Raw genomic sequence first — 23696 nt, forward strand, 5'->3', positions numbered from 1 at the left:
TAAAAATGAATTACACCAAAAATTGATATGAGAACATTCATTGCGAAACATGCAAAAACCGGTCTTAAAATCACGTTTAAATTTGGTTTAAACGGCGTTTTACAAATCGTGGAATTTGAAGGCGAATGGGAAGCTGATAAAATTAAGAAAGTAGCGTCAAACATCACCGCATCTGTGGAAGATATGCACGCAAAAATGCGTGCGCACGACCTTAAATCCGGGTGGATCTTCGCAGAACTGAGCGACGTGAGCTTTGCCAACTTTTATAAACAGTACCCGCGCAAAGTGGGACCGAAAGAAGTTACCGAAAAAGCCTGGAACAAATTGGGGAACGTAGATAAGATGGAAGCCATCCTGTTTATCCCGGAACTCGTGAAACTAAAGTCGGACGGAACCGCGTTCCCTTACCCGGCATCTTATTTAAACAAAAAATACTGGAAGTAAAATGAAAGAACTAATAATTACAGAGTCTATGGAAACTCAAAGTCGTTTCCGAATACCGAATAAAAATGCTAGATTTTGGTTTTGGAAAGATAATTTGGGAAACAAAGGATATTTACGTGCAATTACGGAAATGGAGGCTATCGATAGATTGGATGAGGCTTTTCCACAAAGAGGTGCATTAACTTGGATTTCACAGCAAGAATATAAAGCAATATGAACACTATTAATGAAAAAAAAATAATTGTAATGATAAAATATTCAAAATGCAAATAAACGGCTTTGAATATAGCAAAGAAGAGGTCTTGGAAGCTTTGGAAAGGAAAGGTTACCGGATAGTGACAGCAACCTTTTACAACGAAGAGCATATCCACGGAAGCACTTTCATTAAGCACCACTACAGTACAGAATGTGCGATATGCATTAGTGATCAAACGCCGAATGAAGCGAACGAATGGCATCTAATTGCTAAAAAAGAATTTGAAAAAAAACCCGGAAAACCGCCGCTGATTTAGTGTGCGGTTTTTTTTATAACTTTGATCAAAATTACAACAATGAAAAAACTATTACTCATTTTTCTGTTTATCTCCGGGTTCGGATTTGGACAGATCTCGGAATATGCAATAAAACTAAACAACCTCTCATCTGCGGAACAGGCAAAGGAAGTTGCCGATGACATTATGAATGGATTCAGCAGTCCGAGAAAATTTGCGGAACAATATGTAAACTATGAAAAATATATTGTTTTCAAATATTACGATACGGCAATCCCAAATGAAGAAATTGAAAAAGACATGAAACTGACTTATTGCAAATTGTGTGATGAAGTCAAGTTTATGAGATTTTTCCGAGGAGCTGATAAGGATTTAGGAATTCAGGGAAATGAAACGTATTCATTAAAATATGTTAGTGGCAAATATTTGGATTTGTTTCCATGGTGGGAAAAGCATTTTGCTCCAGGTGTAAGTAGGGAAAAATTATTGGAAACTGATTCGAATAAAAGATATATTAACGACAGGATCAATCATATTAATTTACGTTTCGTGAAGAATCTGGATGACTGGGAAATCAGAAATGCATACTAAATAACCTAAACCGCTTTATTTGAGCGGTTTTTTTTATAAAGTTTTGGTAATATGGAATTTATTTCCATAATTTTGCTAAACTAATGCAGAAACCTCTACAGCTAAACACTTTGCTTCGGTATAAAATTATCCGGGATATCTATCTGCAATACAAAACAGAAGATATCCCGGATTCTGTGATCCTTAGAAAATACATTCGGCCGCGCTTTCCGATCAGTAGAGGAACGCTGAACACCGTGCTTTCAACGCCAATAGATAAACTGCTTTCTGAATTAGGCGACTATCAGCAGTCGTGAATTCCTGCAGTATAAATCACCCTTATTTCCTGCACCCCATCATCGCGGCGAACAGAATTAAAACCGGTTCTGACCATTTTGCCACAGTTTGGCAATGGTTTGAATCCTTGCAAAGTTTCGTGTACCTTTTCCACAATTTCCCAGATTTCAAACGCCTGAATCTTCTGCAGGTTTGGAGCTTTCAAACTAGTGTTGGTCAGTTTCTGTTTTGCGATGGTGATTTCAAAAGTTAAATTGCCTTCCTGTCGGTTCACAGGTTTTGCCGATCTGTCCATTCCGATATCGGAAAACTGGGCACTTTGCATACCGATTAAGCAGCACGGCCACTGTACGGGAATGTTTGAGCCGTAGAATGTCAGCTGCCCCCAATTTTCGTCAATATATTTCAATGCCGGTACTTTGGTCAGCTCCTGCTGAATATTGGTTAAAATAGTCTCCATATTATTGTTTTACATTGTTTCTGATAATTTCCTGCAGTTCCTTTCCTGCATCGCGCAAAACGTCTTCAATGATCCTGTTCACTTCCGGGTGGTCCCCGATGAACTGTCTTTGTTCGATCTGTATTTTTGCACCCAATTTCATCAGCGCCATTCCCTTCCAGGAATCAGCATTGAAAATGTCGCCTGCGTTTTTTGCTTCAATATGTTTTGCCCAGAAAAACTTTTTCATTTTGGCAGTCACCGTAATTTCGCCGCCTTCATTATGGATGGATGCATAAGGAAGCGAACTTGTGAAAATAATCCGGTCACCTTCAATTCTTGAATTAATGGAGTTCCGCAAATTACCGCTTCGCATCATCAGAGAGCCGATGCGGTTCGGGATTTTGGTTTGCTTCCATTTCTGGTCAAAAAATCCCTTTCTTTCAAAGTTTCTGTCAAATTCATCAGTCAGATCAACTTTGACATCTTTCAGAATATTTTGAACCCATTGTGATAAATCCATTTTATTTGTATATTTGTTTAATGAAAATCAACGGAATAGAATATTTAGATCCGTACAAGAATAATGAAACGGATAAAGTTTATTGGTTGACACCGATTGATAATAATATTGGTGAACATCTGTTTTCTTTTGATTTGGAAAAAGTTTACAATCTCTTTGCAGACTATCCGTGGAAATTGACACAGGATGAAAAAGAAATCTTTGATAAAGAGAATCCTTATTGGGTTGAATATTTCTCTGATCGAAAATAATCATCATCTGGTTCTACCTTTACTGCCTTTCTTTTGTTCGTCAGTTGCCGTATTTATATATCCAAGCATTTCCGAATAACCATCAACATTTAAGTTATCAATATCAATTAGAGTACTTGGTGCTTTATACTTCATTCCATAAGTTGTATGCGATTTTTTACAGCCAAATCTTCTTTTCAAAATATCAGAATTTAAAGGTTTGAACCCGTTTGAAGTTGGACTTTGTAATTCTAAAAATTCCAATTTATCATCTTTTGACATTCTGATTACAGCTGAATGTTGCCCGGTCACAAGAATGTACTCTTTGTTCTTTTCAATATTTTTAATCAGTTTTCTTACAGCCGTAATATCGTTTTCATCACGTTCGGTTATTCCGCCAACTTTGTTAGAAATAGTTTCTACATTTCGCCCACTTCCAAAAAAAGAACGACTATCACCACCTCTAAAATCATTCACATCAAGTCCGTGTTTATTTCCTGCATAGGCAAATGACAATGATGAACACGATCCGGAAGTCAAATCGCCACCGCCTATTTTTTCAATAATTTCATTATCGGTAAGTTTCTTGCTCAGTTGTTTAACTTCTAAATAACTGATGTTTTTATCTTTCAAAGATTGCACTACATCACTAAACTTAGAATCTTTATTTTCAAGTTCTTTTTTCACCTCCACTGCACCTTTCACTTTATTATACGGATGTTCAGGCGGGAAAACTTTGTTTTCGGCTCCTGGATTGAATCTGAAGATTTCCAGTTTGTTTTTACCTTCCTTATTGATCTGCGTGGTTGCAAGTTCACCAGATTTCATTGCTTTTTCAGAATCCGACATTTCGTATCTGGTTCTGCGGACTTCTACAACAGTACATCTACAACGCCATCCATTTGGCGGATAATACGAAGACCAAAACGGATCATCTTTTGGCAAAGTGGTGTTATGCATTGCAGCGTGTGATTCCCTTACACGGTCATCAAATGCAGTTCGGTATTGGAGATAGTATCTGTCGGAATCATCCAAATTAGCCCAGTTTGCGGCTTGCTGTGAACTGCTGACTGCAAACTGATATTCTGCCTCCAGATAATTCTGGTTATAGTTCTCGTTGATCTTATTGAACTCGTGTGCAAAACTGTCAAAACTTCTGATTTTTCCGTTTTCATCCCGCAACAAAGAAGCGGCTTCCATCAGTTGGGCGTGAGTTTTTAAACCCGAAAATATAAATGAATCGTTCTGGAGCTTGTAAAGCATTTCCGCAGGAATATCATTGTCTTTAATCGCAAAATCAAAAACTTTCTGCGTTTCGTTGATCAGCTTTTGATAAGTGGGCGATTTCAGATCTTCAACCTTATAACTTCCTTTTTCATGAAGTTCTTTAAATGCTTTTTCAGCTGCTTTTAAAACTTCTGTAAACGGAATTGAATCTGAAGACTTAGCAAGATTAATCCGTTCAGCTTTGCACTGATCACAGCCACAGTTGTAAAGTGAATTTAACCTGGAATGAAGCCCGCCAAAATAAACTTGTGGACTGACCGGCGTTTTTTGGTCAGTCCTTAAACGAAAAAATTTTCAGCAATACTCAAGTTACTGCCTGAAGTCAAAGGATTTCCGTTTTCGCGTTTGCCCGTGATTTCGATTCCAAATTTGTCTTTTAACCAATTAGGATCAATTTCATAATAGGGCAACGCCTGTACAACTCTGGTCCATAATTCTTGCAGATCTTCCGATACTTCCCAGGCGAAAACATAATCGGCAGGAATAACCCCGATTCTTGCCAATGCAGGAAGCACTTTGGAATTCATATACATTTCAACCAAAGCCATATCTGCAAGAACTAATTTCTGCAGCATTTTTTGTCCTGCTTCTTCCTTAGAATAGTTGCCGTTTTTGGTATCCTGTCCGATGATTGCACCACTCATTAAAAGCGAGTTCTGGCCGTCGCACAAATGAATGAGGTTTGAATAAACATCGCCGTTTGTGCTCACACCTTTTGCCCACTCAAACTCTTCGGTGGTATCGATGATGAACCAAGCCGCAGAACCCATGTCCTGCATCATTCTTTTACCGCGTGCAACCGCTGCAGGATCCTGAGCATCGGTTTTGTAAACTCGTGGCGGAATTCCGTAAATTTCGCATAATTCAGACCAACAACTTTGTGCGAATCTTTTGAACAATGCGTGTGGAATTGCTTTGTTTAGAAGTCCCATTTCACCGGGTTTTCCGAATTCCAGGATCCAGGTTCCATACTGCGGAAGATCGCGGTATTGGATTCCTTTTTCTTCACTGTAATCGAAAAGAAAAGTTCCTTTTTTTGAAATAATGTTTTGCCGTGGTAACAGATCTGCTTTCAGCTGAACTTCATTTTGTCCGTCCTGCTTCCAGTCGAATTCGATCACCGAATGTCCGTAAAATCTTGTATTGATGATTTCTTTGATGATGTCATTAAATAGTTCGGAATTCTGATGCAGATCGGTCAGTTCCTGGTCAATGTCGCCACCTTTCTTTTTCAGATTCCAGGTTGCACCCAAACTGTCATTGATTCGGTTTTCGATCTGTGAAGTCAAATGTGCATCATCCAGGATGTAATCATAAAGATTGTACAACTGCCAAACTACAGGATTATCCGCATTCTTGAAATTGTTTTGGGCCTGTTTCATTTTGGCGATATCCTGTCTGGTTTGGGTAACCGTTTTTTCAACCAACTGCGGATATAGTTTGGTATTGGAAATCTTATTGCCAGTTTTGGTAGCTAATTGATGGTGGTTATTTGGGTTTCTGGTGCTCAGGTTTTTAGACATGGTTTTAGTTTTTTGAGAATGCATTAAAGAATTTCGAGTTCGCAGCATATTTTAAATGATGGCAGTGATAAGCTGGAAAACCAAGCACATCAACGCCCACGATAAAAACAATTGTTTTCAAAAGCTTTTTCATAATAAGTTATTCATGGTTGAATTTTTCACGACTTCCGTAGATGAAAGGTTGTGTTCCGTCATCGTATGGATCAATTTCTGGCGTCATTGCAAGGGTTAATTTTAGTTCACCTTTGGCAAATTTCTTTAGCCAGTCCAAAGCGCGGTCGTAGCGTTCTTTAGCTATTTCATAAATAATATCGGCATTACACAATTCAATGATGTAAAATTTTGCAAGCGTTGAACAGATTCTGACCAGCAACTGATTACGGTCATTATCTTTTGCGGTTAAAATGGCATCGACGTCGTATTTTGGGCGGCCATCGCTCCATTCCGGTGCTGCAAGATAACTGCGCAATTCCTCTTCTGCAGCTGCGATTCCCTGAATCGTAATGTCTTCATTATTTTCTGTGATCTGGTCAATCTGATAATTGTAGATCGTGGTTCCTAAATCGTGTATTTCTAAAAACATAGTTTTGTAATTTGCTTAATATCTTCGGCTTTCAATTCTTCCCGAAACATAACCCAGATCATCTTTTACTACTCTTGTATCGATCATTGTTTTTGCACCTTCAAAAGCGTCTGGACCGTCCATTTCTTTGGAGTTTCGTGAAACACCTAACCACTGATCTTCCATTTCTACCATGTATGGATTTTCTTTTTCCTTTTCATTGAAGATGATATTACCATCATTATTGTCATCGGCCATATTTTCAAGCCGCTCAAATTTGTCAGCTTTTTTCCGTTTGTCTTCGCGCACCGGAAGTTTAATGCCGTGTTCCTTTCGGTATTTTTCCAAAAGCGGTTTGATTACCTGTTGAAAATGCGGATCCTGAAGACTGTTATTTTCTATAAACATCTTTTTGGTATCAATACCATTTCTGTCCAGGTAAGTATAAGCTTGCCCAATCCAGTTAACCATTTCGGCGTTGGTGGCTTTTGCTAACCAAACTTTGTAACCGTAGTAAATACCTTCTTTCAGTCCGACAATAACCACAGCTTTGGAACTGCTTTCTTTTTCTTTATTGTTCGATGGTGAAGGATCAATATAGGTTACCACTTTTTCACACGATTTCAGGCGCGGAACTTTGCCGTAATTAAATGCGGTGAAGGTATCGCCTTCAGCAACAGGATTATTGTAATATTCCTTTTGCTGTGCTTTTTTGGAAACCTTTCTTTTGCCTTTGCTGTTGTGGAACATTCTATAGATGGCTTCCTTGGTATTCTTTTCCGGCCAGTTAGAATTCCCTGCTTTGTCGGTCAAATTGATGATATCCCACTTATCGGCTAATTCTCCAAGAATGGTAATCGTGCAGTATTTTGCGATAATGTTTCCGTTCACGATGATCAGTAAATCATTGGAAACTGAACGCGTTGGAAATACGGCTTCCTGAAGCCAATCTGTGGCGTTCTTTACACGGTCTTTGTTTCGGCATTTTTCGTCAGTATCAAAGTCATCCACTAAAATTCCGTCTGGTCTGTCTGCATCGTTTCTGGTTCCCCTCGGCGACATTCCTTCACCCAATGCACGGAAACTAAATCCATATTTTGAGGTAAATTCGCCTGCTTCCCATTTGCCTGGATTCTGCTGTATTCCATAATCGTTGATAATTCGGTTATTGCTTTCAAGAATATTCTTGTACGGTGCTAATAAACGTTCTGCATTGTCCTGAGAATTACTGATCATTAACCATACTTTCTTTTTTCTGGTGAATGATAAATACAGAACTTCCATCATCGTTCTGGCAGATTTTGCCATTTCCCTGGACCACGAACGTACTTCGAACCATTCAGAATTCTGAATTACTCTTTTGGTTGCTGCAATGTGGAACGGCGCAGGTTTGTGGGTGTAGAAATTTGGAAAGTAATATTCAAACCATTTTTCAGGGTTTGCTTCCAGGGATGCAATCCTTTTCTTTTTGGCGATTTCAGTTTCACTGATGTCCACTGGTGTTGACCTGGACATATTGTCCCGGAATTGCTGCCATTGCAAAATGTGTTTTCTGTCCGTCTGCTTTGCCATTATTTCAACAGTTGACGGATGAACATATCAAAGTATTCGCTGATCTTCTGCGATCCTTCAAAATCGAATTCACGGACGTATTCACAGAAAGTCATTGCAATCTGCACGGTTTCACCGATGGAAGTTTCACCTTCGAGCTTCTGAATAGAATTGGTGATTTTGGTAATGATGTCTGCTTCTTTCGAAGTTGGAACATTTGAAAAAACTATAGGATCATATTCAGGAGCTTTGGTCGTCGGGTTGCCATCTTTATCCAGTTTTACCGGCATGGTCATTGATTTTCTTACGATTGGCCTGTTTTCAATTTCCTCATTTAATCGCGCCAATTGATCATAGAGCATAGTGATCTGCTGCGACTTGGTAGTCATTAGAGATTTTTTCAGTTTTCTCCACTCACCGTCGTTTGAATCAATCCACGTTTTCAGCGTTTTTTCGGTAATGCCTACTTTTTCCGCAATCTCCTTTTGTGTAAGGTTTTTTTCAGTAAAAAGGAACTTCGCGTATTCCCTTTGTTCGGTTTTTTTCAGTCCCATCGGTTATTAGTTTCGCGACAAAATTGCCATTTCAGCGAACGGATTAAAAAAAACTGTTCAGGAGTTAAACAATGTTGTTCAGGACTTGTACACATTTGTACAGGAGCTGTACAACTATTTGTGCCAAAAAAATCGGTTTTGGAAGTTTGCGCTTTAAACCGACAAAAACTGATGTCAAGACATAAATTTATTCTTAATGACGAAAACCAAGTAAACCAATATGGATTCAGGGTGAAAAACTCTGGGCTGAACCTTACACGCTTTATGGCAAATCCTGTGATTCTGGACCATCATAAAGACGGTAACGCTGCAGTAATTGGACGATGGGAAAACATTCAGTTTGAAGATCATCTGTTAACTGCTGTTGCTGTTTTTGATGATAAGGATCCCAATGCTGCAGAAATCGCCAGAAAAGTTGCTGAAGGATTTCTGAGAGGTGCGAGTTTAGGACTTAATCCATACTCAATGAGCAATTTTATTATTGCACCGGATGATGTTTACGATCTTGTAAAATCAGAAGTATTAGAAGCGTCTATTACACCGATTCCAAACAATGCAAACGCATTGAAATTATACGCCGCCACAGATGATGTGATGAAGGAACTGCAAGAAAAAGAAGTTTCTGAAATCCTGTTGATGGCATCCGAAATATCAAACTTTAACCTTCATAACGACATGAAAAAAATCAATTTATCATTAGCGGCGGTCATCGCTTTAGGATTGCCACAAACAACTTTAGAGCATGATGTGGAAGCCGTAAACAGCGGAATCACAAAATTATCTGCCGAACTGGAAGCAGCAAAAACAAAAATCCAAGGATTTGAAGATTTGGAAAAAGACAAAAAAGCAAAACTTTCTGCTGATACAGTTGATGCAGATATCAAAGCCGGCAAAATTGATGCGACCAAAAGAGAAGACTATTTGAAGCTTCACGCAGAATTCCCATCGCTTTACAAATCAACGGTAACCGATGCGCCTGCAAAATTGAATTTAGGAGCACAGGTTAACAATCCTTCTGCACCTGCAGATGTGAAAACATTGGATGACTTCCAGAAACTTGACCTTTCTGCACAGTTGCAGTTCAGAGACAACAATCCGGAAGGTTACAAAGCGCTATTCAACCAAAAGTAATTTTCTTTCATAATAGTAGATTTTTCCTGCCGTCTCGTGTAGGCGGCGGGTTTTTAAGAAAAACAAAAACTAATAACCATTTAAACTAAAAATAAAATGCCAGCAAATTTTCCAGAAGTTTGGAGTTCACGAGTGATTCAACTGTTAACTACACAAAATGTAGCACCATGGTTGGACGGAATTCCAGAACTTGATACAGAAGTTATCGAAGTTGGAAGCGGTGCAACAAGTGAAACGAATCTTATTCATTTGCCTGTTGAAACCTTTCAGCCGGAAGTATTGTTGAACAATACTACTTATCCGATTGCGGTTCAGGAGTTCACCGACACCGAAGTAATCATCAAATTGGACAAATACCAGACTAAAGCGACATCGCTTTCTGATGATCAGGTCATTGGTGCATCCTACCAAAGAATTGATTCTGCAACACGTGGACACGTAGTACAAATCAACAGCATGAAGTACAGAAAAGCGATCCACGCACAAGCACCTGCAGGAGACACCGTAAAAACGCCTGTGATCACAGTTGATTACACCGATGCAAATACCGGATCTGCGAAAGCCGAAAAACTTTTTGAAGCGATTGTAGCGCTGAAAGATAAGTTTGACCAAAACGAAGTTCCAGAAGAAGGAAGGCGTTTAGTTCTTGCAACTGCACATCAGAATATTCTTTTACTGGACCGCAATAGATTTGGCGATTTGGTTTCTAATCTGAACACCGGTAAAGTAGCGCCAATGTTGGCAGGTTTTGAGATCTATTCTTACGTGGCAAATCCAAAGTACACTGCAGCAGGTGCTAAACTTGCATTTGGAGCGATTCCTGGAGAAACTGACAAAGTTGCTTCTGTAGCATTCCATAAGGATAATGTGGCGAAAAAAACAGGAATGACTAAACAGTATTTCCAAAGAGCTGACACCGATCCAAAAAACCAAACCAATCTGATTAACTATCGTCATTATTTCATCGCAATGCCTGCGAAAAATGAAATGATCGGCGCGATCATCTAATTCATTGTTGTGAATATAGAGGTAGTACTAACGGCTTTAGTAGGCATCATCACTTCAGTTGTTTCCTGGTTTGCGGCAAGACGGAAAAACCTCGCAGACGTTCAAAGCAATGAGCTGGACAATGTCGAAAAGGCCGTGAAGTTCTACCGGGAACAAATGGAGGATATAGCCAATCGGTGGAAGACCGCTACAGAAGAGGCTAACACTATGAATAAACTGTACAGACAGGCCATTCAAGATCTTCATTCGCTTGAAATTAAATTTAATCTTTTGGCCGATGAGAACCGCGCTCTTATTGAGGAGCTAAAAAAGTACAAACAATTAAACGGTAAAAAAACCGAAAATCATGGATAATATTTTCAAAGAAAAACCAACTCTGCAGGAATACTTTGCCACATCTGACGGAACTAAGTTTTACACAGAATCGATGGCAAAGAACCACAGCAAAACTTTGGAAGACAAAACGGTTACTCACGTAGTGAGACCAGCCGAAGAATCAGCAAAAGAAACTGCTGCAGACATCATTGCAAAAGCGCCAGAAATGGACTTGGAAACTGCAAATGATTATCTGGATTCCGAAACATCGCTTGAGAAACCAAGAAAAAGTGTAGTTCAGGCATTGGAGAAAAGAATCGAAGAACTCGAAAAATTAGAAGAATAATGAAGCCATCTATCAAAATAGCATTTAATAACGGTGTAATCGGAGCGGTAACACCTTTGGACACCGGGTGTTTCGGTTTTGTTGCATCTGCGGTTGCTGTGGTTGGCGGATTTCAATTAGATACCGCTTACCAACTGAAATCAATGAAAGATGTTGCAGAACTGAAATTGACTGACAGCATCGATAATCACAGATTATTCAAAACTTTGACCGAGTTTTTTGATGAAGCCGGTCAAGGAACTGAAGTTTGGATTTATGGGGTTGCAAAAACCAAAAAGGTTTCAGAATGGTTTACGCCAACAAATGGAATTGCTCCTGTCGAAAATCTTTTAAATGCTGCACAAGGCAAAATCAGAGGTTTATTTACAGTCAATGATTCGTCTGTTGCACCAGTTGTAACCGCGGGAATTGATGATGACGTTCTTATCGCTGCCGGAAAAGCGCAAACACTGTTTGAAAATTATGCTGCTGTGAAGTATGCACCATTTTTCACAATCCTGGAAGGCTATGCTTTTGACGGAAATAAAGTAAATCTGCCCGACTTAAAAACCAATAACTACAATTCTGTAGGAATCTTAATTGGTGATTCAGAAACCAGAACTGGTGCAACAGCATCCAAAGGTGCTGCGGTTGGAGTTCTTGCAGGAAGATTGGCTGCTTATCCGGTTCGCGTGAATCCCGGAAAAGTAAGGAACGGTTCTTTGAACGTTCAAAAACTTTTTGTGAACGATACACCTGTAGAGAATTTTGATACAGAAGCGTTGTACGATAAAGGTTATATCACTTTCACTACTCACCAAAGCCGTGCAGGTTATTTCGTGATGGATGATCCTTTGGCTTGTGCTGTGGATGATGATTACCATTATCTCACCAGACGCAGAACTATTAATGAAGCGTTCCGCCACTCTTATACTGCATTGCTTGATTTTCTTTTGGATGAAGTACCGGCAAACAACGACGGAACTATTCAAGCGGTTTATGCAAAGACTATAGAAAGTGCTGTGGTTCGTCGAATTGCAAATTATATGGATGGTGATTTGAGCCGAAATGTTGAAGATCCAAAAGATTCCGGCGTGAAGTGTTTTGTTGATCTAAATCAAAACATTGTAACAACTTCAAAAATGGAAGTTGTGGTAAGTATCCGACCATTCGGAACTAACAGATGGATCAGTGTATTATTAGGTTTTGAACTTACAAATCAATAGAAATGGCAGTAAACATTAACGGTAGAGAATACGAATGGGGAGACCTCACTTTGGTTTTAGCAGGTAGAGATTTAACGCGTTTCCGCGGAATCAAATACAGCGAAAAAGTAGAACGTGAACCGGTTTGGGCAAAAGGAAGACAGCCCGTTGCCATCCAGTCCGGAAACGAAAGTTACGAAGGCGAAATCAAGATGCTTCAATCTGAATATGAAGCCCTGATCAAAGCAGGAAAAGGCACGATAAAAAGTTTGTCTGTTGATGCTTTGGTAAGTTACGGCGATCCTTTCAAAGGTGATAATATGATCACTGACAGAATTGAAAGTTTGAGATTTACAGAAGGAGCAAAGGAATTCAACCAGGGCGACAAATTCGCAGAAGTCACTTTGCCATTCATCGCTTTGCGCATCGTGAACCAAGTATAAAATTAATTAATAAACAATGATAAAAAGGCGATTCAGTTCGCCTTTTTTTAAAACAACACCAACAATGAAAGTAGCAAAAGAACAAATTGAAACGTGGAAAAAACAGCACGGTTCAGTATTTAAAATCACCGTTGAAGACAAAGTTTGCTATCTGAAAACACCGGATAGAAAGGCGTTAAGTTATGCGTCATCTGTAGCATCAAAAGACCCTTTAAAATTCAACGAAATACTATTGAAATCTGCTTGGCTTGCAGGTGATGAAGAAATAAAAACGGATGACACCCTGTTTCTTTCTGCATCTTCAAAACTTGCTGAAATCATCGAAGTAAAAGAAGCAGAACTGGAAAAGCTTTAAGGCAGGCAGAAGTAATTGAAGATCAACAATCCATTCGAATATTAGATGCACAGTTGCGCTATTATTTCAAAATTGATCCTGACCTGCTTACCGATGAAGAATGGGCTATGAGAGTTGAGGAACTAAACTGGGTGCGCAAAAAAGAAGGCGGAAAACCTATGACGATTTCTGGATTAGGTATTTAACGTGTGAAGTCACAAAAAAATTGAAACTGGCAAACAGCATTAATTTCAAAAACGAATCCAGTGCTACGGCAATAATGAAAACAGAAATTATCAAAATTGCCATAAAAACCGCAAAATTAGTTCTCAACCAATACTGATAAGCATTGATCACGTGGCCAAAGATACCGAGAACCAAACCGAGTAATAATATTGCAATAATTCCAATCATACCATAAAGATACAAAAATTATGACAAACGCATTTGAATATGTTGTTTCTTTAAGAGATAAGGTATCAGCAATCGCACAGCGCGTTTCTGATGCTGTTTCCGGTATTAAGGAAAAAACCGACAAAGCGACTGAAGGTTTTGCAAAAGTTTCCGACAAAGCACAGGCAGCACTTGCCAAAATTTCTACAGGTGCAAAATCAGCAAGCAAAGATTCTAATTTCTTAAAGTTTTCCGTGAATGAATTACGGGCTAAACTGGAAGAAGTTAATAAGGTGAGATTTGGAACCGTTCTGAAAAGTGAGTTTGAAAAAGCGACCAAAGAAGCGGAAAAGCTCGAACAGAAAATCAAACGGTTAAACCAGGGAATTTCTGGAAGCGGATTAGGTTCAAAATTCGCAGGTTGGCGAAATGATTTTATGGAATCTATGCCGGGTGCTAATTTGATGAAAAACCCGATTGCTTTAGCCGGTGCTGCCGTTGGCGGATTTTGGGCTGCAACTCAAAAGGCAATGGAAGCCGGAAAAGAGAAAATGAAGCTTCAAACGCTTACAGGTTCTAAAGAAATTGGTGGCGCTTTATACGATGGTCTTACAAAATTTGCAACAGATACCGTGTTCGGAAATGAAGTTTACGACATGGCTTCGCAAATGTTGGCCAACGGAATTCACGAAGGCGATGTGCTTCCGGTGATGAAGGAATTAGGTGATATTTCAATGGGCGATGCTCAGAAACTTGGAAGTTTGTCACTCGCATTTGCCCAGGTAAAAGGAAAGGGAAAATTAGCCGGTCAGGAACTGTTACAGTTGATTAATGCAGGATTCAATCCTTTACAGGTTCTTTCTGAAAAAACAGGGGTTTCCATGTCGAAACTTCAGGAAGACATGGAAAAAGGAAAACTTACCGTGAATGATGTTCGAAAAGCAATGCAGTTGGCAACAGGTCCGGGCGGAAAATTCCACAATATGCTAAATGATGTTGCTAATACACCTTACGGACAATTAGAAGGTTTGAAAGGGCAACTTGAACAAATGATGGTAAAAATTGGTGAAGTCTTTTTGCCGATCGCCACAAAGTTTATGCAGTTTATTTCCTGGATTTCCGAAAAGATGGGTCCATATTTACAACCTGCAGTATTGATTCTTGGAACTTTAGCAGGAGCTTTAATAGCAGTTTCTGTCGCTCAGTGGGCTTTGAATTCTGCAATCTGGGCAAATCCTGTCACATGGATTATTGCGGGAATTGCGGTATTAATCGCATTGATTTCTTATCTGATCGTAAACATAAGCGGTTGGGGTAATGCTTGGAAAACCGTTGTGAATAATGCAAAACTGAACTGGGAAGTCTTTACTTCAGGAGCAAAGTTAGTTTGGGATGGTTTGGTGAACGGAATTCTGATTGGCCTGGATAAAATTAAGAGCGGTTGGTATCAGTTTAAGAATGTTGTAGGAATTGGAGATGAAGCAGAAAACAACAGCATTTTAGAACAAATTGCCAACGACACAGAAAGGCGTAAAGAAGAAATTACCAAAGCCAAACAGGATTTCGATACAAAGTCAGCTGCATTAAAAAGCGGTAGCAAAAACGCATTTGAACAATTATCCTGGCAAGGAAAATCTGTTTCAAATATCAAAGATGATCTTCTTAGCACCATCGCACCGCCAAAAGGTATTCCAGGCGCAAAAACCGACGGAAAAGACGGTAAGGATAAACTGGGTAAGAAAGGCAAAAGCACGGCAGAATCCATCGCTACAGGCGGAACAAAGCACAATTATATCACTTTGAACATAAAGGAACTGATCGGAATCCAAAATTACGCAGGTTCCAAAGATGCAGCATCTGAAAAAGCAGGTGCAGAAATCATTGATGAAATATTACGTTTAACGGCATCAGCCACAACAGCAGCAGGATAATGGGATTAACAAATGAAAATGTTTTACTGGGTTCATTGATGGGAAGCAAATTGCTGGAAAGAGTCCCGCGCCTTGCAGCTGTCGAAAATGAACTGGCAAAACACGTCCTTCCGCCTGTAAGGTTTCTACCAATTTCTACGGAAGATGATTACATCAGATATCCAGATTATGCTTTACAGAATGAAGATGATCTGTGGATGAACGATAAGCCAAAAAGTGAAGATGAACAGTTTTTCCCTTTTTCATTTTCTGCAGACGGAAAAGATTGGTGGTTACTTCCGTGGGAACCAATGATCACTATTGACGGAAGTAACAGCATTACAAAAAGAAAAATTGCAAAAGCCGGTAAAAATCAAATAGGAAGCATTAAGGAAAGATGGTCCACTGATGATTATAACATTACGATTACAGGTGTATTCTATGGTGATAAAATGATGGGCAAAGCAGCACAAACCTATCCGCGCGAAGATATGGAGAGATTGCGGGATTTTATGTTGACACCATCTGCATTGCACGTGCTATGTGAACCGTTGCAGATTTTGAACATCAATAAAATAGTGATTGAATCCTTCACATTTCCATTCAGTAAAGGTGAAAATGTGCAAGCATACGAAATAAAGGCGGTAAGTGATTTTCCGTATGAATTAATCTACAAAAGAAAACAATAAAATGACTGTTCAGCTGAGTTGGGCAATAAGTTTTAAAAATAAAGAAGGGATTTGGGATCTGGGAATTTTGGCGGAATGCAATATTGAACGGTCAAACAAAAATCTCGCAGATACTGCAACCATCATACTACCTGAAGCCGATATGAACAAAGTGCTTCGTGTGCAGGATGCGATTGGCCGCGGTGATGAAGTGGAAATACAATTGGGTTATGATGCCAATTTGATTACTGAATTTATCGGTTATATCAAAGAAATCACAACAAATGACAGTTCTTTGAAAATTGTGTGTGAAGATGCTTTGTTTCTTTTTCGGAAAGGTGTTCCAGATTATTTCTTTGGAGTGAAAAAAATGAAAAAGAAAAAGCCGAAAACAGGAAATAATGGCGACGGTGAAAATCAAACCGAAGAACCGCCTGCAGTTGGAAAATTGACATCTGTAAAAGAAGTGGCGCAATATGTCATTAATCAGATTGATAAATCTTTCAAACTCGACTGCAAATATGATTTGCCCTACGAAAGATTTACCATTCACCAGGCAACAGGTTACGACGTTCTTGCGAAAATCCAGGAGGAAACAGGCGCTGATATTTTCTTTGATATGAAAACTAAAACCCTTTGCATTTATCCTGCCTATACCAGGAAAACCGGTGAGACGGATTACAGTATGCAAAAAAACGTTGAAACAAGTTCATTGAAATATGATTCCGCTGAAGACAGAAAAGTAGAAATAACGATTGAAAGTGTTGGTGTTGACGGTAAAATCAACAGCTACACAACCGGAACGACAGGCGGTGATAAAATCATAAAGAAAGTAGGTAGATTGGGCGATAAATCAATTAAGGTCATTGCCCACAATGAATATAAAAACAGAATGCAGCCAGGTTATGATGGAACGTTTGACACTTTATTGATTCCCTACGTGGAACCAGGTTACACGATAGCGATTGATGATGATGATTATCCGTATAAAAATGGTCTGTATTACGCGGAAAGTGTCACCACGAATTTCAGCGAAGCGGGCGGAAAAAGAACCATTACTGCAGGAATAAAATTGAGTGTATGACAAAAGGCGATAAACTGAAACAACTGAAAGCCAATTTTCGGGAAATCGTTGGAGCAAATCCAAATTTCCCGATCACAGCAGAAGTTTTGGAAATTGATGAAGACACCTGCACTGTGAAACTTCCAAACGGTTTGGAAGTTCCTGGAGTGAGACTGAAAGCAACACAGGACGGAGAAGATAATTTACTGATCATTCCTAAAGTTGGTTCATCAGTTTTAGTTTTGAGCAGCGACGGAACTGTAGATAACTTAACCGTAATAAAATGTGATGTTGCCGAAAAAATAATTTTTAATGAAAATGGTCTGGAAGTAGAAATCGACAGCGAGACCAAAAAAATAAAAGTTCAGAATGAACAAACTAGTTTGAAACAACTGTTCAGTCAGTTGACTGAGATTCTGAAAACGCTGAAAGTCTTCACGCCTGTTGGACCATCGGGAACACCATTGCCCGATACTATTGCAAAGATTATTCAGTTTGAAAACGATTTTAAAACCATTTTAAAATGAGTTTAGCAAGTGAAAAAGCTGCAGCAAAAACCGCTGTAAAACAAATACTGGAAGACATGCTGACGCGTGAAGAAACTTCCACCGAAGAGTTTGCAAACCGCCTGATCGATGCGATGGAAGTTTGGCTGAAAAAGGCGACCATAAAATATACGAGCGGCTTAATAGCGCCAAACGGCGCTGTAACCGGAACATTTAACGGGCAATTGGAATGAAACGTAAAGATTTTGGAATACAATTGAAGCCGGTAAGCGCTGAATTATATGATTTAGATGTGCAAGTAATGCACGATCAAAATGGAAAAATAATAAGCGGATTAGTTTTAGGACCAACTCTTTATCAAAATCTAGCATGTCTACTGATGGCAGAACCTGGTGATTTCAAGTTAAGTCCGGATTTAGGTGTAGGGTTGCGAAATGCTCTTCTGGATGAAGATCTTCTGCGCTACAGGCATGCAGTTAAAGAGCAGGCGGCAAAAGATGGTATTTTCATAAAACATTTGAATTTGTATAATCTTAAAAACTACAGTATTGAAGCCGAATATGAATAAAGTACAGCAGGGTCAGACATTTTTGGACATGGTACTGCAGCTGACGGGAGATTTTTCAGAGGTCATAGAAGCGTCTCTTTTAAACGACAAATCACTAAGTGAAGATGTGGCCATCGGAACGGAAATAACGGTAAAAATGCAAGCTACAAGCATGATGAGTAACCGACCGGCTACCGCAATAATGGGAATGCAGACTAATATTCCGATAGAACGTGGAGGGATTGGATATATGGAAATAGGGAAAACATTTAAAGTAAACTAAAATGGCAAGAACAATTACAGAAGTAAAAACCAGCATGACTACGGCATTTGTTAGTAATTTGGCGGTGCAAAATATGTATGGTCTGGATCCATCTGCCACTTTTGATGCGCAGTTTTCCTTATTGTCTTTTGAAAACGTGTTCTTTTCTGTGTTAGCCATTATCGCCTGGACGCTCGAAAATATTTTTGATGTCCATAAAAATGAAATAAGCGCACTGATTTCAGAGCAGAAAGTTCCCGGAAGGCGATGGTATAGAAATCAAGCTTTGAGGTTTCAATACGGTTTTGACCTGCTTCCGCAAAGCGGACATTTCTCGCCTTATTTCAACCAGGATGGTGTACCAATTTTAGCGACGCCGGATCAGATAGAGGCATCTAAAATTGTGAAATATGCAGCAATTACAAAGAGCAAAACAAGTTCTAAAATCAGCATGAAGATTGCGCCGGAAAATGGCGATGACATATTCACTGACGATCAAATGATAGCATTTGGTGAGTATATGGAAGAAATTCAGGCTGTAGGCGATCATATTGTCATAGTGAACTATCGTCCAGATATTTTGAAGCTGAGATTTAAAATTGTTTATAATCCTTTGGTGCTTTTACCCACAGGACAAAGTATTTTGACAGGTGGGTTCCCCGTGAAAGATTCTGTAAAAGCCTTTCTGAAGTCTTTGCCATTCGACGGGGAACTTTCTGTTCAGCAGTTGGAAAAAGCAATACTTGAGACTGAAGGCGTGAAAGATCTACAGAACCTTAAGGTAGAATCAAAATGGATAGAGCCCGGTATGGGTTACGGTTTTTTACAACCGATTGAAATTTCAAGAATACCTAAATCAGGCCGCTTCACGCTTATTGATGATGTGACGAACGAAGAGGATTGGAGTGGAATCGAATATATTATTTACGAAGCTGAGTAGTGTGATGAAGATTTTTGATTTGAATTTAAAAAAATATGCCTTATTAGCTACACCGCCATTTTTGCGCGGAACAATCTTCATGAGCTTTATTAACAGCTTCATTGATCCTCTTGATGTTCTTTATATCACATTCCTGAAAAATAGAAAACAGAACCTTATCAAGATGAACCATAATTTTCAAAAGTTTTCGATGCAGAAGCGGCTGAATGATGTGTTCGACCAAATCGAGCGACGGATAAAAATAGTAAATGCAGTACAGTACGAAGGGGTATTTATCTACACAGAAGCTGAGACTGATCCCACCAAACCAGGTTATTATTCAACAGATCTGAGCAATAAGATGAAATGGCTTTTTGGAAATGAAAAACCTATTTATCTTAGAAATGAAAGCGAGTTGTCAAGTGACTATGATTTCATTGTAGAGATACCTGATGCAGGAATCAACCAAATGCAAATGAAGGCGGAAATCGACTTTTATGTGCTACCATCGAAATCCTATCTAATAATTATCAAGTAATGAAATATAATTTTAAATTCCTGCAAACAGGCGGCGTGCCGCTTACAAACGACCTGATGTCGCTCATCGAGGAGGCGTACCAAATATTCGAGGTTCTGGGTGACTTGGCGGGCAGCCTCACCATCCTTTCCGGATGCAATTTGGTTGGTTCCACGGTGGAACCCGGAATAGTGGCTATCGAAGGCAAACTCTATTACTTCGAGGGTGGTTTGGTTAGTGACACCGTATATATTCATAAAGAAGAAATTCTAAAGACATTCCAGGACCAGACGGATAAAATATTGATCGAAAAACGAACGGTCAAATTTGGCAATGCTATAACCACCTACAATTGGGACGATTTTGTAAAACTGGATACCTTAAAGGATATCCAATCAAAAGTAAACAACAGCGTCACCCAGCAGCAACTGAATGCGCTTATCACTGAAATTGACATCTTAAAATTAAAAACCGCTCCGATTATCAACGGCGGGATCGTTTTCCCATTCCGAAGACCGGCAAGCGAAATTCCGGCCGGTTGGAAAGAGTGTATTGATTTCCGCGGAAAAACCATCGTGGGGCGTGATCCCAACGACGGTGATTTTGCGAATTTAGGAAATACAATTGGTACTAAAACCCATACGCTTCAAATCAGCGAGATTCCGAATCATAGCCATGCGTACACGCGCACTTCACCGTGGTCTGGAAGTGGTGGTGGATTTTCGGGCGGCGGAAATACATTCGATATTTCAGCCCAAAATACGTCGGCGGTCGGTGGAGGTCAAGCGCACAATAATATTCAACCGTCTCGAATCGTGAACTTCATAGAACCTAACTTTCAATAATCATGGCAGTAACACCTTTAAACATAATTTATAGCTGGTTTGAAACGGGAGACTACCCGACCGAACAGCAGTTTCAGGCTACCTGGCAGAGCTTTTGGCACAAATCTGAGAGCATCCCGATGTCACAGATTGGCGGGCTTAACCAGGCATTCAACTCCTATGTGACCAATTCGACTTTTAATAGCCATTTGAACGATCCAAATGCGCATGCCGGTGTCCTGATTCCGATGGTTCAGAAAGGTGCACACAATGGCGTGGCAACGTTAAACGATAGCGGAAAAATACCGGAAAGCCAATTGCCTTCTTATGTGGATGATGTGTTGGAGGGTTATCTGAACAGCGGTCAATTTTTTGATGAAGATAATAGCCTCATCGATGGAGAAAAGGGTAAAATTTACGTTGATTTGAATACGAATAAGAGTTTCAGGTGGAGCGGATCAGTCTTCGTGGATATTAGTTCAGGCGATGAAAGTGATTTGGTGCATATTACTGGTGATGAGGAAATCATAGGTTATAAACAATTCCTTAATGAAGACAACTGGTTTTGTGGCACTTTTAAAATTAGAGACACTCCGATTAATTTAAGTGCGGGCTTTTATGGTGATGAATCCGGATTAATGGATTTATCTTCGGAATATAGTATAGCTGTTAAAAGCGGCGATTATATCAACTTTGCAGGCCGCTTCACAGGAACTGATACAACTGATGGTCTCAATCGATCCGTATCCACCGGAAACTACGGACTTGACCACGAACCAGGTGACGATAAACTATCAGTTGGCGGAGAGGTAAAGGCAGATGGCTTCAAATCAATATCCGCCACATCCAGCACGCTGCTTGATCACGAATCATTGAAATTGTTCGGAGCATTAAACCAACGGATCACGCACAAATTCAACGATTCAAACATCTATACCATCCGTTACGGTGCCTACGATGCAGCTGAGCGTCGCGGTATCCCGGCTACCGAGGATCGCGGATGTGATATTCTTCGTTTTAATTTAACCAGCAATACCATTTCAGTAGGTGCCACCCAAATTTCAGCAGGTGCGACCACCTTGATGCAGCCCGTGAAGATGAAGCTGCATTACACACCGGAAACAGCCAACCAGGACAGCGTGGTAACGATAGGTTCTGGTAATCTTATAGGTAAGAAGCCACTGACCGAATTGGTCACCAATTTGCGTGAAGGCGAAACGGCGACTGGCGGTGTATATGAATATCGTGATAGATTTGGTGTTCATGAACTACCAATTTTTTCGAAGAAGATTAATGTTCTTGGCACGTCGGCGGATATGCCGATAGGTAACATACCCATCTCGGTGAGCGTGTTCACAAATATGGGTCATATAGGTGTAAGTGAGGAGATTCGGTCGGAGGCAAAATTGCAATATTCGTTATCCCCTTATGAGCCCGGAATGTTGCGAATTGACGCCGAATATGTTGATGAATTAGGCGGCGACGTGGAGATTTTCATAAACGCTCTTTACGCTTATGCGCCACCGGTGCCCGAGAGATTGGAGTAGATATTTAAATAATTTTCACATGAAAAAACTGATAACCATTTTATTAATGCTGTCACTTGCAGCCTGCACTACGCAAAAACACAAAACCAAAGAAAAAACGAAAACAGAAATCGAGAAAAAGGAAATAAATTCCATTTCTTCCGAGGTTTCCAACGAAACCAAATCGGTGGTTTCAATTATGGATTCAACCACTCAAAAAACGGATTATAATTCCAGTAAGTTATTTGGATCCATTGCGCAGAATCTGACGCTTAAAAACAACGGCAAGTGCGCTGATGGCGGTGATATCCGGTTTCTAAAATTCACAGATGCGCAGGGTAACAAGACAGAAGTGCCAGTAAATGATAATACGGAAGTCAATTTCAACACGGCAGCAGAATTGACGGCCGAGAACAAAAACCTTAAAACGGCATTCTCTAATTTATACACAGAAAAATCTGATATTGAAACCAAACTGAAGGCGGCACAAAACCAAATCCGGAAATATCAGGAGTCTGAGAAATCGGCATCAACAAACATTAAGACAGACATCGAAAGAAGCCAGTTAACGGCATTCATGTGGTGCATCGTGTTGACGATTGTTTTCTGGGAAGCCGGTAAATTTTTAATTAAAAACCGATTAAAACTATGACATATCAATTAGGCCAGCGCAGCCTGGCAAACCTTCAGGGAGTTCATCCGGATCTTGTGAAGGTCATGAAAGCCGCAATTGTGAATAGTCCGGTAGATTTTACCATTACGGAAGGATTACGGAGCACAAAACGGCAGCAGGAACTGTTTTCTCAGGGAAGAACCACACCAGGCGTGAAAGTGACGAACGCAGACGGCGTTAAAAACATATCCAATCATCAGGATGAAGCCGATGGGCGCAAAGATGGATTAGGACAGGCTGTGGACCTGTATCCGTTCTTTCTGGGCAAAGTACAGGTAAATCATAAAGATACCATTGCAAGGTTGAAGGATATTGCTGCACATATCAAAACCACAGCGAAAGAACTGGGTGTAAAAATTGTTTGGGGCGGTGACTGGAAATCACCTTATGATCCGCCGCATTTTCAACTGGGATAAAACCAGTGGAGGATAAAACATCCTCCAGTTTTTAAAAAGTTACCACACCAATTAAAACGAGAGCCAACGGCTACTGGAGGACTTAAAAGTCTTCTGGAAGCTGTTGGCTTTTTTCGTTTGGTGTGGTTTTGCAAATATAGAACTAATATTAAAAATCATGAATAAGTATCACAAAACATTAGAAAAAATCCTTACAAAAGGTAAGGTGCAGGAAAACAAGAAGGGAAATATCACTTACCT

The 23696-nt window shown here is 39.8% G+C and carries 33 protein-coding genes; 26 read left to right on the forward strand and 7 right to left on the reverse strand.

Annotation, left to right across the window (positions count from 1 at the left end):
* The first annotated feature begins 27 nt into the window (after positions 1–27).
* From ACM44_RS13270 to ACM44_RS13290, 5 genes are all read left to right on the forward strand, one after another.
* Entirely contained in the window at positions 28–444 is a 417-nt protein-coding gene (locus ACM44_RS13270; protein ID WP_048500540.1) for a hypothetical protein, read from the forward strand.
* A gap of 1 nt (position 445) precedes the next feature.
* Positions 446–661: a hypothetical protein gene (locus ACM44_RS13275; RefSeq protein ID WP_048500541.1), complete on the forward strand. Its 216-nt coding sequence runs from the start codon at positions 446–448 to the stop codon at positions 659–661.
* Between the two features lie 46 nt (positions 662–707).
* Positions 708–956 (forward strand): hypothetical protein, encoded by a 249-nt coding sequence (locus ACM44_RS13280; RefSeq protein WP_048500542.1) that lies wholly within the window; start codon positions 708–710, stop codon positions 954–956.
* A 39-nt stretch (positions 957–995) separates the two neighbouring features.
* Positions 996–1526, forward strand: coding sequence for a hypothetical protein (locus tag ACM44_RS13285; RefSeq protein WP_048500543.1), 531 nt, complete (start codon positions 996–998; stop codon positions 1524–1526).
* Positions 1527–1609: 83 nt separating this feature from the next.
* Positions 1610–1822 carry a hypothetical protein gene (locus tag ACM44_RS13290; protein ID WP_048500544.1) on the forward strand — a complete coding sequence of 71 codons (213 nt, stop codon included), beginning with the start codon at positions 1610–1612 and terminating at the stop codon, positions 1820–1822.
* Here ACM44_RS13290 and ACM44_RS13295 read toward each other — a convergent pair.
* The gene (locus ACM44_RS13295) at positions 1810–2262 is read right to left on the reverse strand and encodes a hypothetical protein (protein WP_048500545.1); all 453 of its coding nucleotides are present in this window, start codon (positions 2260–2262) and stop codon (positions 1810–1812) included. The genes ACM44_RS13290 and ACM44_RS13295 overlap by 13 nt on opposite strands.
* A 1-nt stretch (position 2263) precedes the next feature.
* Complete coding sequence (locus tag ACM44_RS13300) at positions 2264–2764, reverse strand: phage virion morphogenesis protein (protein WP_048500546.1); 501 nt, start codon at positions 2762–2764, stop codon at positions 2264–2266.
* 20 nt (positions 2765–2784) lie between these two features.
* Between ACM44_RS13300 and ACM44_RS13305 the strand changes: the two genes are divergently transcribed.
* On the forward strand, positions 2785–3015 hold the full coding sequence (locus ACM44_RS13305) for a DUF7675 family protein (RefSeq protein ID WP_053215476.1): 231 nt from the start codon (positions 2785–2787) through the stop codon (positions 3013–3015).
* A gap of 3 nt (positions 3016–3018) precedes the next feature.
* Here the strand turns inward: ACM44_RS13305 and ACM44_RS14890 are convergent, their stop codons facing one another.
* The 5 genes from ACM44_RS14890 to ACM44_RS13330 form a co-directional block, all read right to left on the reverse strand.
* Entirely contained in the window at positions 3019–4257 is a 1239-nt protein-coding gene (locus tag ACM44_RS14890; RefSeq protein WP_053215477.1) for a phage head morphogenesis protein, read from the reverse strand.
* A gap of 302 nt (positions 4258–4559) precedes the next feature.
* Positions 4560–5804: a phage portal protein family protein gene (locus ACM44_RS13315; RefSeq protein ID WP_083993740.1), complete on the reverse strand. Its 1245-nt coding sequence runs from the start codon at positions 5802–5804 to the stop codon at positions 4560–4562.
* A gap of 139 nt (positions 5805–5943) precedes the next feature.
* A complete protein-coding gene (locus tag ACM44_RS13320) occupies positions 5944–6387 on the reverse strand; it encodes a phage protein Gp36 family protein (protein WP_048500547.1) in 444 nt (147 codons plus the stop codon).
* A 15-nt stretch (positions 6388–6402) separates the two neighbouring features.
* The gene (locus ACM44_RS13325; protein WP_048500548.1) at positions 6403–7938 is read right to left on the reverse strand and encodes a hypothetical protein; all 1536 of its coding nucleotides are present in this window, start codon (positions 7936–7938) and stop codon (positions 6403–6405) included.
* Positions 7938–8471: a hypothetical protein gene (locus ACM44_RS13330; RefSeq protein ID WP_048500549.1), complete on the reverse strand. Its 534-nt coding sequence runs from the start codon at positions 8469–8471 to the stop codon at positions 7938–7940. The genes ACM44_RS13325 and ACM44_RS13330 overlap by 1 nt, the downstream gene beginning before the upstream one ends.
* A 171-nt stretch (positions 8472–8642) precedes the next feature.
* On the opposite strand from ACM44_RS13330, the gene ACM44_RS13335 reads away from it, so the two are divergent.
* The 20 genes from ACM44_RS13335 (at position 8643) to ACM44_RS13435 (ending at position 23456) form a co-directional block, all read left to right on the forward strand.
* Positions 8643–9602: a caudovirus prohead protease gene (locus tag ACM44_RS13335; protein WP_152669375.1), complete on the forward strand. Its 960-nt coding sequence runs from the start codon at positions 8643–8645 to the stop codon at positions 9600–9602.
* 96 nt (positions 9603–9698) lie between these two features.
* Positions 9699–10610 carry a phage major capsid protein gene (locus ACM44_RS13340; RefSeq protein WP_048500551.1) on the forward strand — a complete coding sequence of 304 codons (912 nt, stop codon included), beginning with the start codon at positions 9699–9701 and terminating at the stop codon, positions 10608–10610.
* Positions 10611–10619: 9 nt separating this feature from the next.
* Entirely contained in the window at positions 10620–10964 is a 345-nt protein-coding gene (locus tag ACM44_RS13345; protein WP_048500552.1) for a hypothetical protein, read from the forward strand.
* Positions 10957–11271 carry a hypothetical protein gene (locus ACM44_RS13350; RefSeq protein ID WP_048500553.1) on the forward strand — a complete coding sequence of 105 codons (315 nt, stop codon included), beginning with the start codon at positions 10957–10959 and terminating at the stop codon, positions 11269–11271. Before ACM44_RS13345 ends, ACM44_RS13350 begins: the two co-directional genes overlap by 8 nt.
* Positions 11271–12476 (forward strand): DUF2586 family protein, encoded by a 1206-nt coding sequence (locus ACM44_RS13355; RefSeq protein WP_048500554.1) that lies wholly within the window; start codon positions 11271–11273, stop codon positions 12474–12476. Before ACM44_RS13350 ends, ACM44_RS13355 begins: the two co-directional genes overlap by 1 nt.
* 2 nt (positions 12477–12478) lie before the next feature.
* Entirely contained in the window at positions 12479–12898 is a 420-nt protein-coding gene (locus ACM44_RS13360) for a hypothetical protein (protein ID WP_048500555.1), read from the forward strand.
* Positions 12899–12962: 64 nt separating this feature from the next.
* Entirely contained in the window at positions 12963–13253 is a 291-nt protein-coding gene (locus tag ACM44_RS13365; RefSeq protein WP_048500556.1) for a hypothetical protein, read from the forward strand.
* A gap of 413 nt (positions 13254–13666) precedes the next feature.
* A complete protein-coding gene (locus ACM44_RS13375) occupies positions 13667–15556 on the forward strand; it encodes a tape measure protein (RefSeq protein WP_048500558.1) in 1890 nt (629 codons plus the stop codon).
* Positions 15556–16224, forward strand: coding sequence for a DUF6046 domain-containing protein (locus ACM44_RS13380; protein WP_048500559.1), 669 nt, complete (start codon positions 15556–15558; stop codon positions 16222–16224). Before ACM44_RS13375 ends, ACM44_RS13380 begins: the two co-directional genes overlap by 1 nt.
* Position 16225: 1 nt before the next feature.
* Positions 16226–17287 carry a hypothetical protein gene (locus ACM44_RS13385; protein WP_048500560.1) on the forward strand — a complete coding sequence of 354 codons (1062 nt, stop codon included), beginning with the start codon at positions 16226–16228 and terminating at the stop codon, positions 17285–17287.
* Positions 17284–17793: a hypothetical protein gene (locus ACM44_RS13390; RefSeq protein WP_048500561.1), complete on the forward strand. Its 510-nt coding sequence runs from the start codon at positions 17284–17286 to the stop codon at positions 17791–17793. The genes ACM44_RS13385 and ACM44_RS13390 overlap by 4 nt, the downstream gene beginning before the upstream one ends.
* Positions 17790–18005 carry a hypothetical protein gene (locus ACM44_RS13395; protein WP_048500562.1) on the forward strand — a complete coding sequence of 72 codons (216 nt, stop codon included), beginning with the start codon at positions 17790–17792 and terminating at the stop codon, positions 18003–18005. Before ACM44_RS13390 ends, ACM44_RS13395 begins: the two co-directional genes overlap by 4 nt.
* Positions 18002–18340: a hypothetical protein gene (locus ACM44_RS13400; protein ID WP_048500563.1), complete on the forward strand. Its 339-nt coding sequence runs from the start codon at positions 18002–18004 to the stop codon at positions 18338–18340. Before ACM44_RS13395 ends, ACM44_RS13400 begins: the two co-directional genes overlap by 4 nt.
* Positions 18321–18602 (forward strand): hypothetical protein, encoded by a 282-nt coding sequence (locus tag ACM44_RS13405; RefSeq protein WP_152669376.1) that lies wholly within the window; start codon positions 18321–18323, stop codon positions 18600–18602. Before ACM44_RS13400 ends, ACM44_RS13405 begins: the two co-directional genes overlap by 20 nt.
* A 1-nt stretch (position 18603) precedes the next feature.
* Entirely contained in the window at positions 18604–19521 is a 918-nt protein-coding gene (locus tag ACM44_RS13410) for a hypothetical protein (RefSeq protein WP_048500565.1), read from the forward strand.
* 1 nt (position 19522) lies between these two features.
* The gene (locus ACM44_RS13415) at positions 19523–20038 is read left to right on the forward strand and encodes a hypothetical protein (protein WP_152669377.1); all 516 of its coding nucleotides are present in this window, start codon (positions 19523–19525) and stop codon (positions 20036–20038) included.
* Entirely contained in the window at positions 20038–20862 is an 825-nt protein-coding gene (locus ACM44_RS13420) for a hypothetical protein (protein ID WP_048500567.1), read from the forward strand. The genes ACM44_RS13415 and ACM44_RS13420 overlap by 1 nt, the downstream gene beginning before the upstream one ends.
* Before the next feature lie 2 nt (positions 20863–20864).
* Positions 20865–22388, forward strand: coding sequence for a hypothetical protein (locus tag ACM44_RS13425; RefSeq protein ID WP_048500568.1), 1524 nt, complete (start codon positions 20865–20867; stop codon positions 22386–22388).
* Between the two features lie 19 nt (positions 22389–22407).
* Complete coding sequence (locus ACM44_RS13430) at positions 22408–23019, forward strand: hypothetical protein (RefSeq protein ID WP_048500569.1); 612 nt, start codon at positions 22408–22410, stop codon at positions 23017–23019.
* Entirely contained in the window at positions 23016–23456 is a 441-nt protein-coding gene (locus tag ACM44_RS13435) for a M15 family metallopeptidase (RefSeq protein ID WP_048500570.1), read from the forward strand. Before ACM44_RS13430 ends, ACM44_RS13435 begins: the two co-directional genes overlap by 4 nt.
* The last annotated feature ends 240 nt before the right edge of the window (positions 23457–23696 follow it).

The sequence above is a fragment of the Chryseobacterium koreense CCUG 49689 genome (genome assembly GCF_001045435.1).
In the GTDB taxonomy this organism is placed as follows: Bacteria; Bacteroidota; Bacteroidia; order Flavobacteriales; family Weeksellaceae; genus Kaistella; species Kaistella koreensis.

Bases quoted from the DNA above. Each gene is read 5' to 3' on its own strand.
- ACM44_RS13270 (WP_048500540.1), top strand. From the start codon at position 28: ATGAGAACATTCATTGCGAAACATGCAAAAACCGGTCTTAAAATCACG.
- ACM44_RS13275 (WP_048500541.1), top strand. From the start codon at position 446: ATGAAAGAACTAATAATTACAGAGTCTATGGAAACTCAAAGTCGTTTC.
- ACM44_RS13280 (WP_048500542.1), top strand. From the start codon at position 708: ATGCAAATAAACGGCTTTGAATATAGCAAAGAAGAGGTCTTGGAAGCT.
- ACM44_RS13285 (WP_048500543.1), top strand. From the start codon at position 996: ATGAAAAAACTATTACTCATTTTTCTGTTTATCTCCGGGTTCGGATTT.
- ACM44_RS13290 (WP_048500544.1), top strand. From the start codon at position 1,610: ATGCAGAAACCTCTACAGCTAAACACTTTGCTTCGGTATAAAATTATC.
- ACM44_RS13295 (WP_048500545.1), bottom strand. From the start codon at position 2,262: ATGGAGACTATTTTAACCAATATTCAGCAGGAGCTGACCAAAGTACCG.
- ACM44_RS13300 (WP_048500546.1), bottom strand. From the start codon at position 2,764: ATGGATTTATCACAATGGGTTCAAAATATTCTGAAAGATGTCAAAGTT.
- ACM44_RS13305 (WP_053215476.1), top strand. From the start codon at position 2,785: ATGAAAATCAACGGAATAGAATATTTAGATCCGTACAAGAATAATGAA.
- ACM44_RS14890 (WP_053215477.1), bottom strand. From the start codon at position 4,257: ATGCTTTACAAGCTCCAGAACGATTCATTTATATTTTCGGGTTTAAAA.
- ACM44_RS13315 (WP_083993740.1), bottom strand. From the start codon at position 5,804: ATGTCTAAAAACCTGAGCACCAGAAACCCAAATAACCACCATCAATTA.
- ACM44_RS13320 (WP_048500547.1), bottom strand. From the start codon at position 6,387: ATGTTTTTAGAAATACACGATTTAGGAACCACGATCTACAATTATCAG.
- ACM44_RS13325 (WP_048500548.1), bottom strand. From the start codon at position 7,938: ATGGCAAAGCAGACGGACAGAAAACACATTTTGCAATGGCAGCAATTC.
- ACM44_RS13330 (WP_048500549.1), bottom strand. From the start codon at position 8,471: ATGGGACTGAAAAAAACCGAACAAAGGGAATACGCGAAGTTCCTTTTT.
- ACM44_RS13335 (WP_152669375.1), top strand. From the start codon at position 8,643: ATGTCAAGACATAAATTTATTCTTAATGACGAAAACCAAGTAAACCAA.
- ACM44_RS13340 (WP_048500551.1), top strand. From the start codon at position 9,699: ATGCCAGCAAATTTTCCAGAAGTTTGGAGTTCACGAGTGATTCAACTG.
- ACM44_RS13350 (WP_048500553.1), top strand. From the start codon at position 10,957: ATGGATAATATTTTCAAAGAAAAACCAACTCTGCAGGAATACTTTGCC.
- ACM44_RS13355 (WP_048500554.1), top strand. From the start codon at position 11,271: ATGAAGCCATCTATCAAAATAGCATTTAATAACGGTGTAATCGGAGCG.
- ACM44_RS13360 (WP_048500555.1), top strand. From the start codon at position 12,479: ATGGCAGTAAACATTAACGGTAGAGAATACGAATGGGGAGACCTCACT.
- ACM44_RS13365 (WP_048500556.1), top strand. From the start codon at position 12,963: ATGAAAGTAGCAAAAGAACAAATTGAAACGTGGAAAAAACAGCACGGT.
- ACM44_RS13375 (WP_048500558.1), top strand. From the start codon at position 13,667: ATGACAAACGCATTTGAATATGTTGTTTCTTTAAGAGATAAGGTATCA.
- ACM44_RS13380 (WP_048500559.1), top strand. From the start codon at position 15,556: ATGGGATTAACAAATGAAAATGTTTTACTGGGTTCATTGATGGGAAGC.
- ACM44_RS13385 (WP_048500560.1), top strand. From the start codon at position 16,226: ATGACTGTTCAGCTGAGTTGGGCAATAAGTTTTAAAAATAAAGAAGGG.
- ACM44_RS13390 (WP_048500561.1), top strand. From the start codon at position 17,284: ATGACAAAAGGCGATAAACTGAAACAACTGAAAGCCAATTTTCGGGAA.
- ACM44_RS13395 (WP_048500562.1), top strand. From the start codon at position 17,790: ATGAGTTTAGCAAGTGAAAAAGCTGCAGCAAAAACCGCTGTAAAACAA.
- ACM44_RS13400 (WP_048500563.1), top strand. From the start codon at position 18,002: ATGAAACGTAAAGATTTTGGAATACAATTGAAGCCGGTAAGCGCTGAA.
- ACM44_RS13410 (WP_048500565.1), top strand. From the start codon at position 18,604: ATGGCAAGAACAATTACAGAAGTAAAAACCAGCATGACTACGGCATTT.
- ACM44_RS13420 (WP_048500567.1), top strand. From the start codon at position 20,038: ATGAAATATAATTTTAAATTCCTGCAAACAGGCGGCGTGCCGCTTACA.
- ACM44_RS13425 (WP_048500568.1), top strand. From the start codon at position 20,865: ATGGCAGTAACACCTTTAAACATAATTTATAGCTGGTTTGAAACGGGA.
- ACM44_RS13430 (WP_048500569.1), top strand. From the start codon at position 22,408: ATGAAAAAACTGATAACCATTTTATTAATGCTGTCACTTGCAGCCTGC.
- ACM44_RS13435 (WP_048500570.1), top strand. From the start codon at position 23,016: ATGACATATCAATTAGGCCAGCGCAGCCTGGCAAACCTTCAGGGAGTT.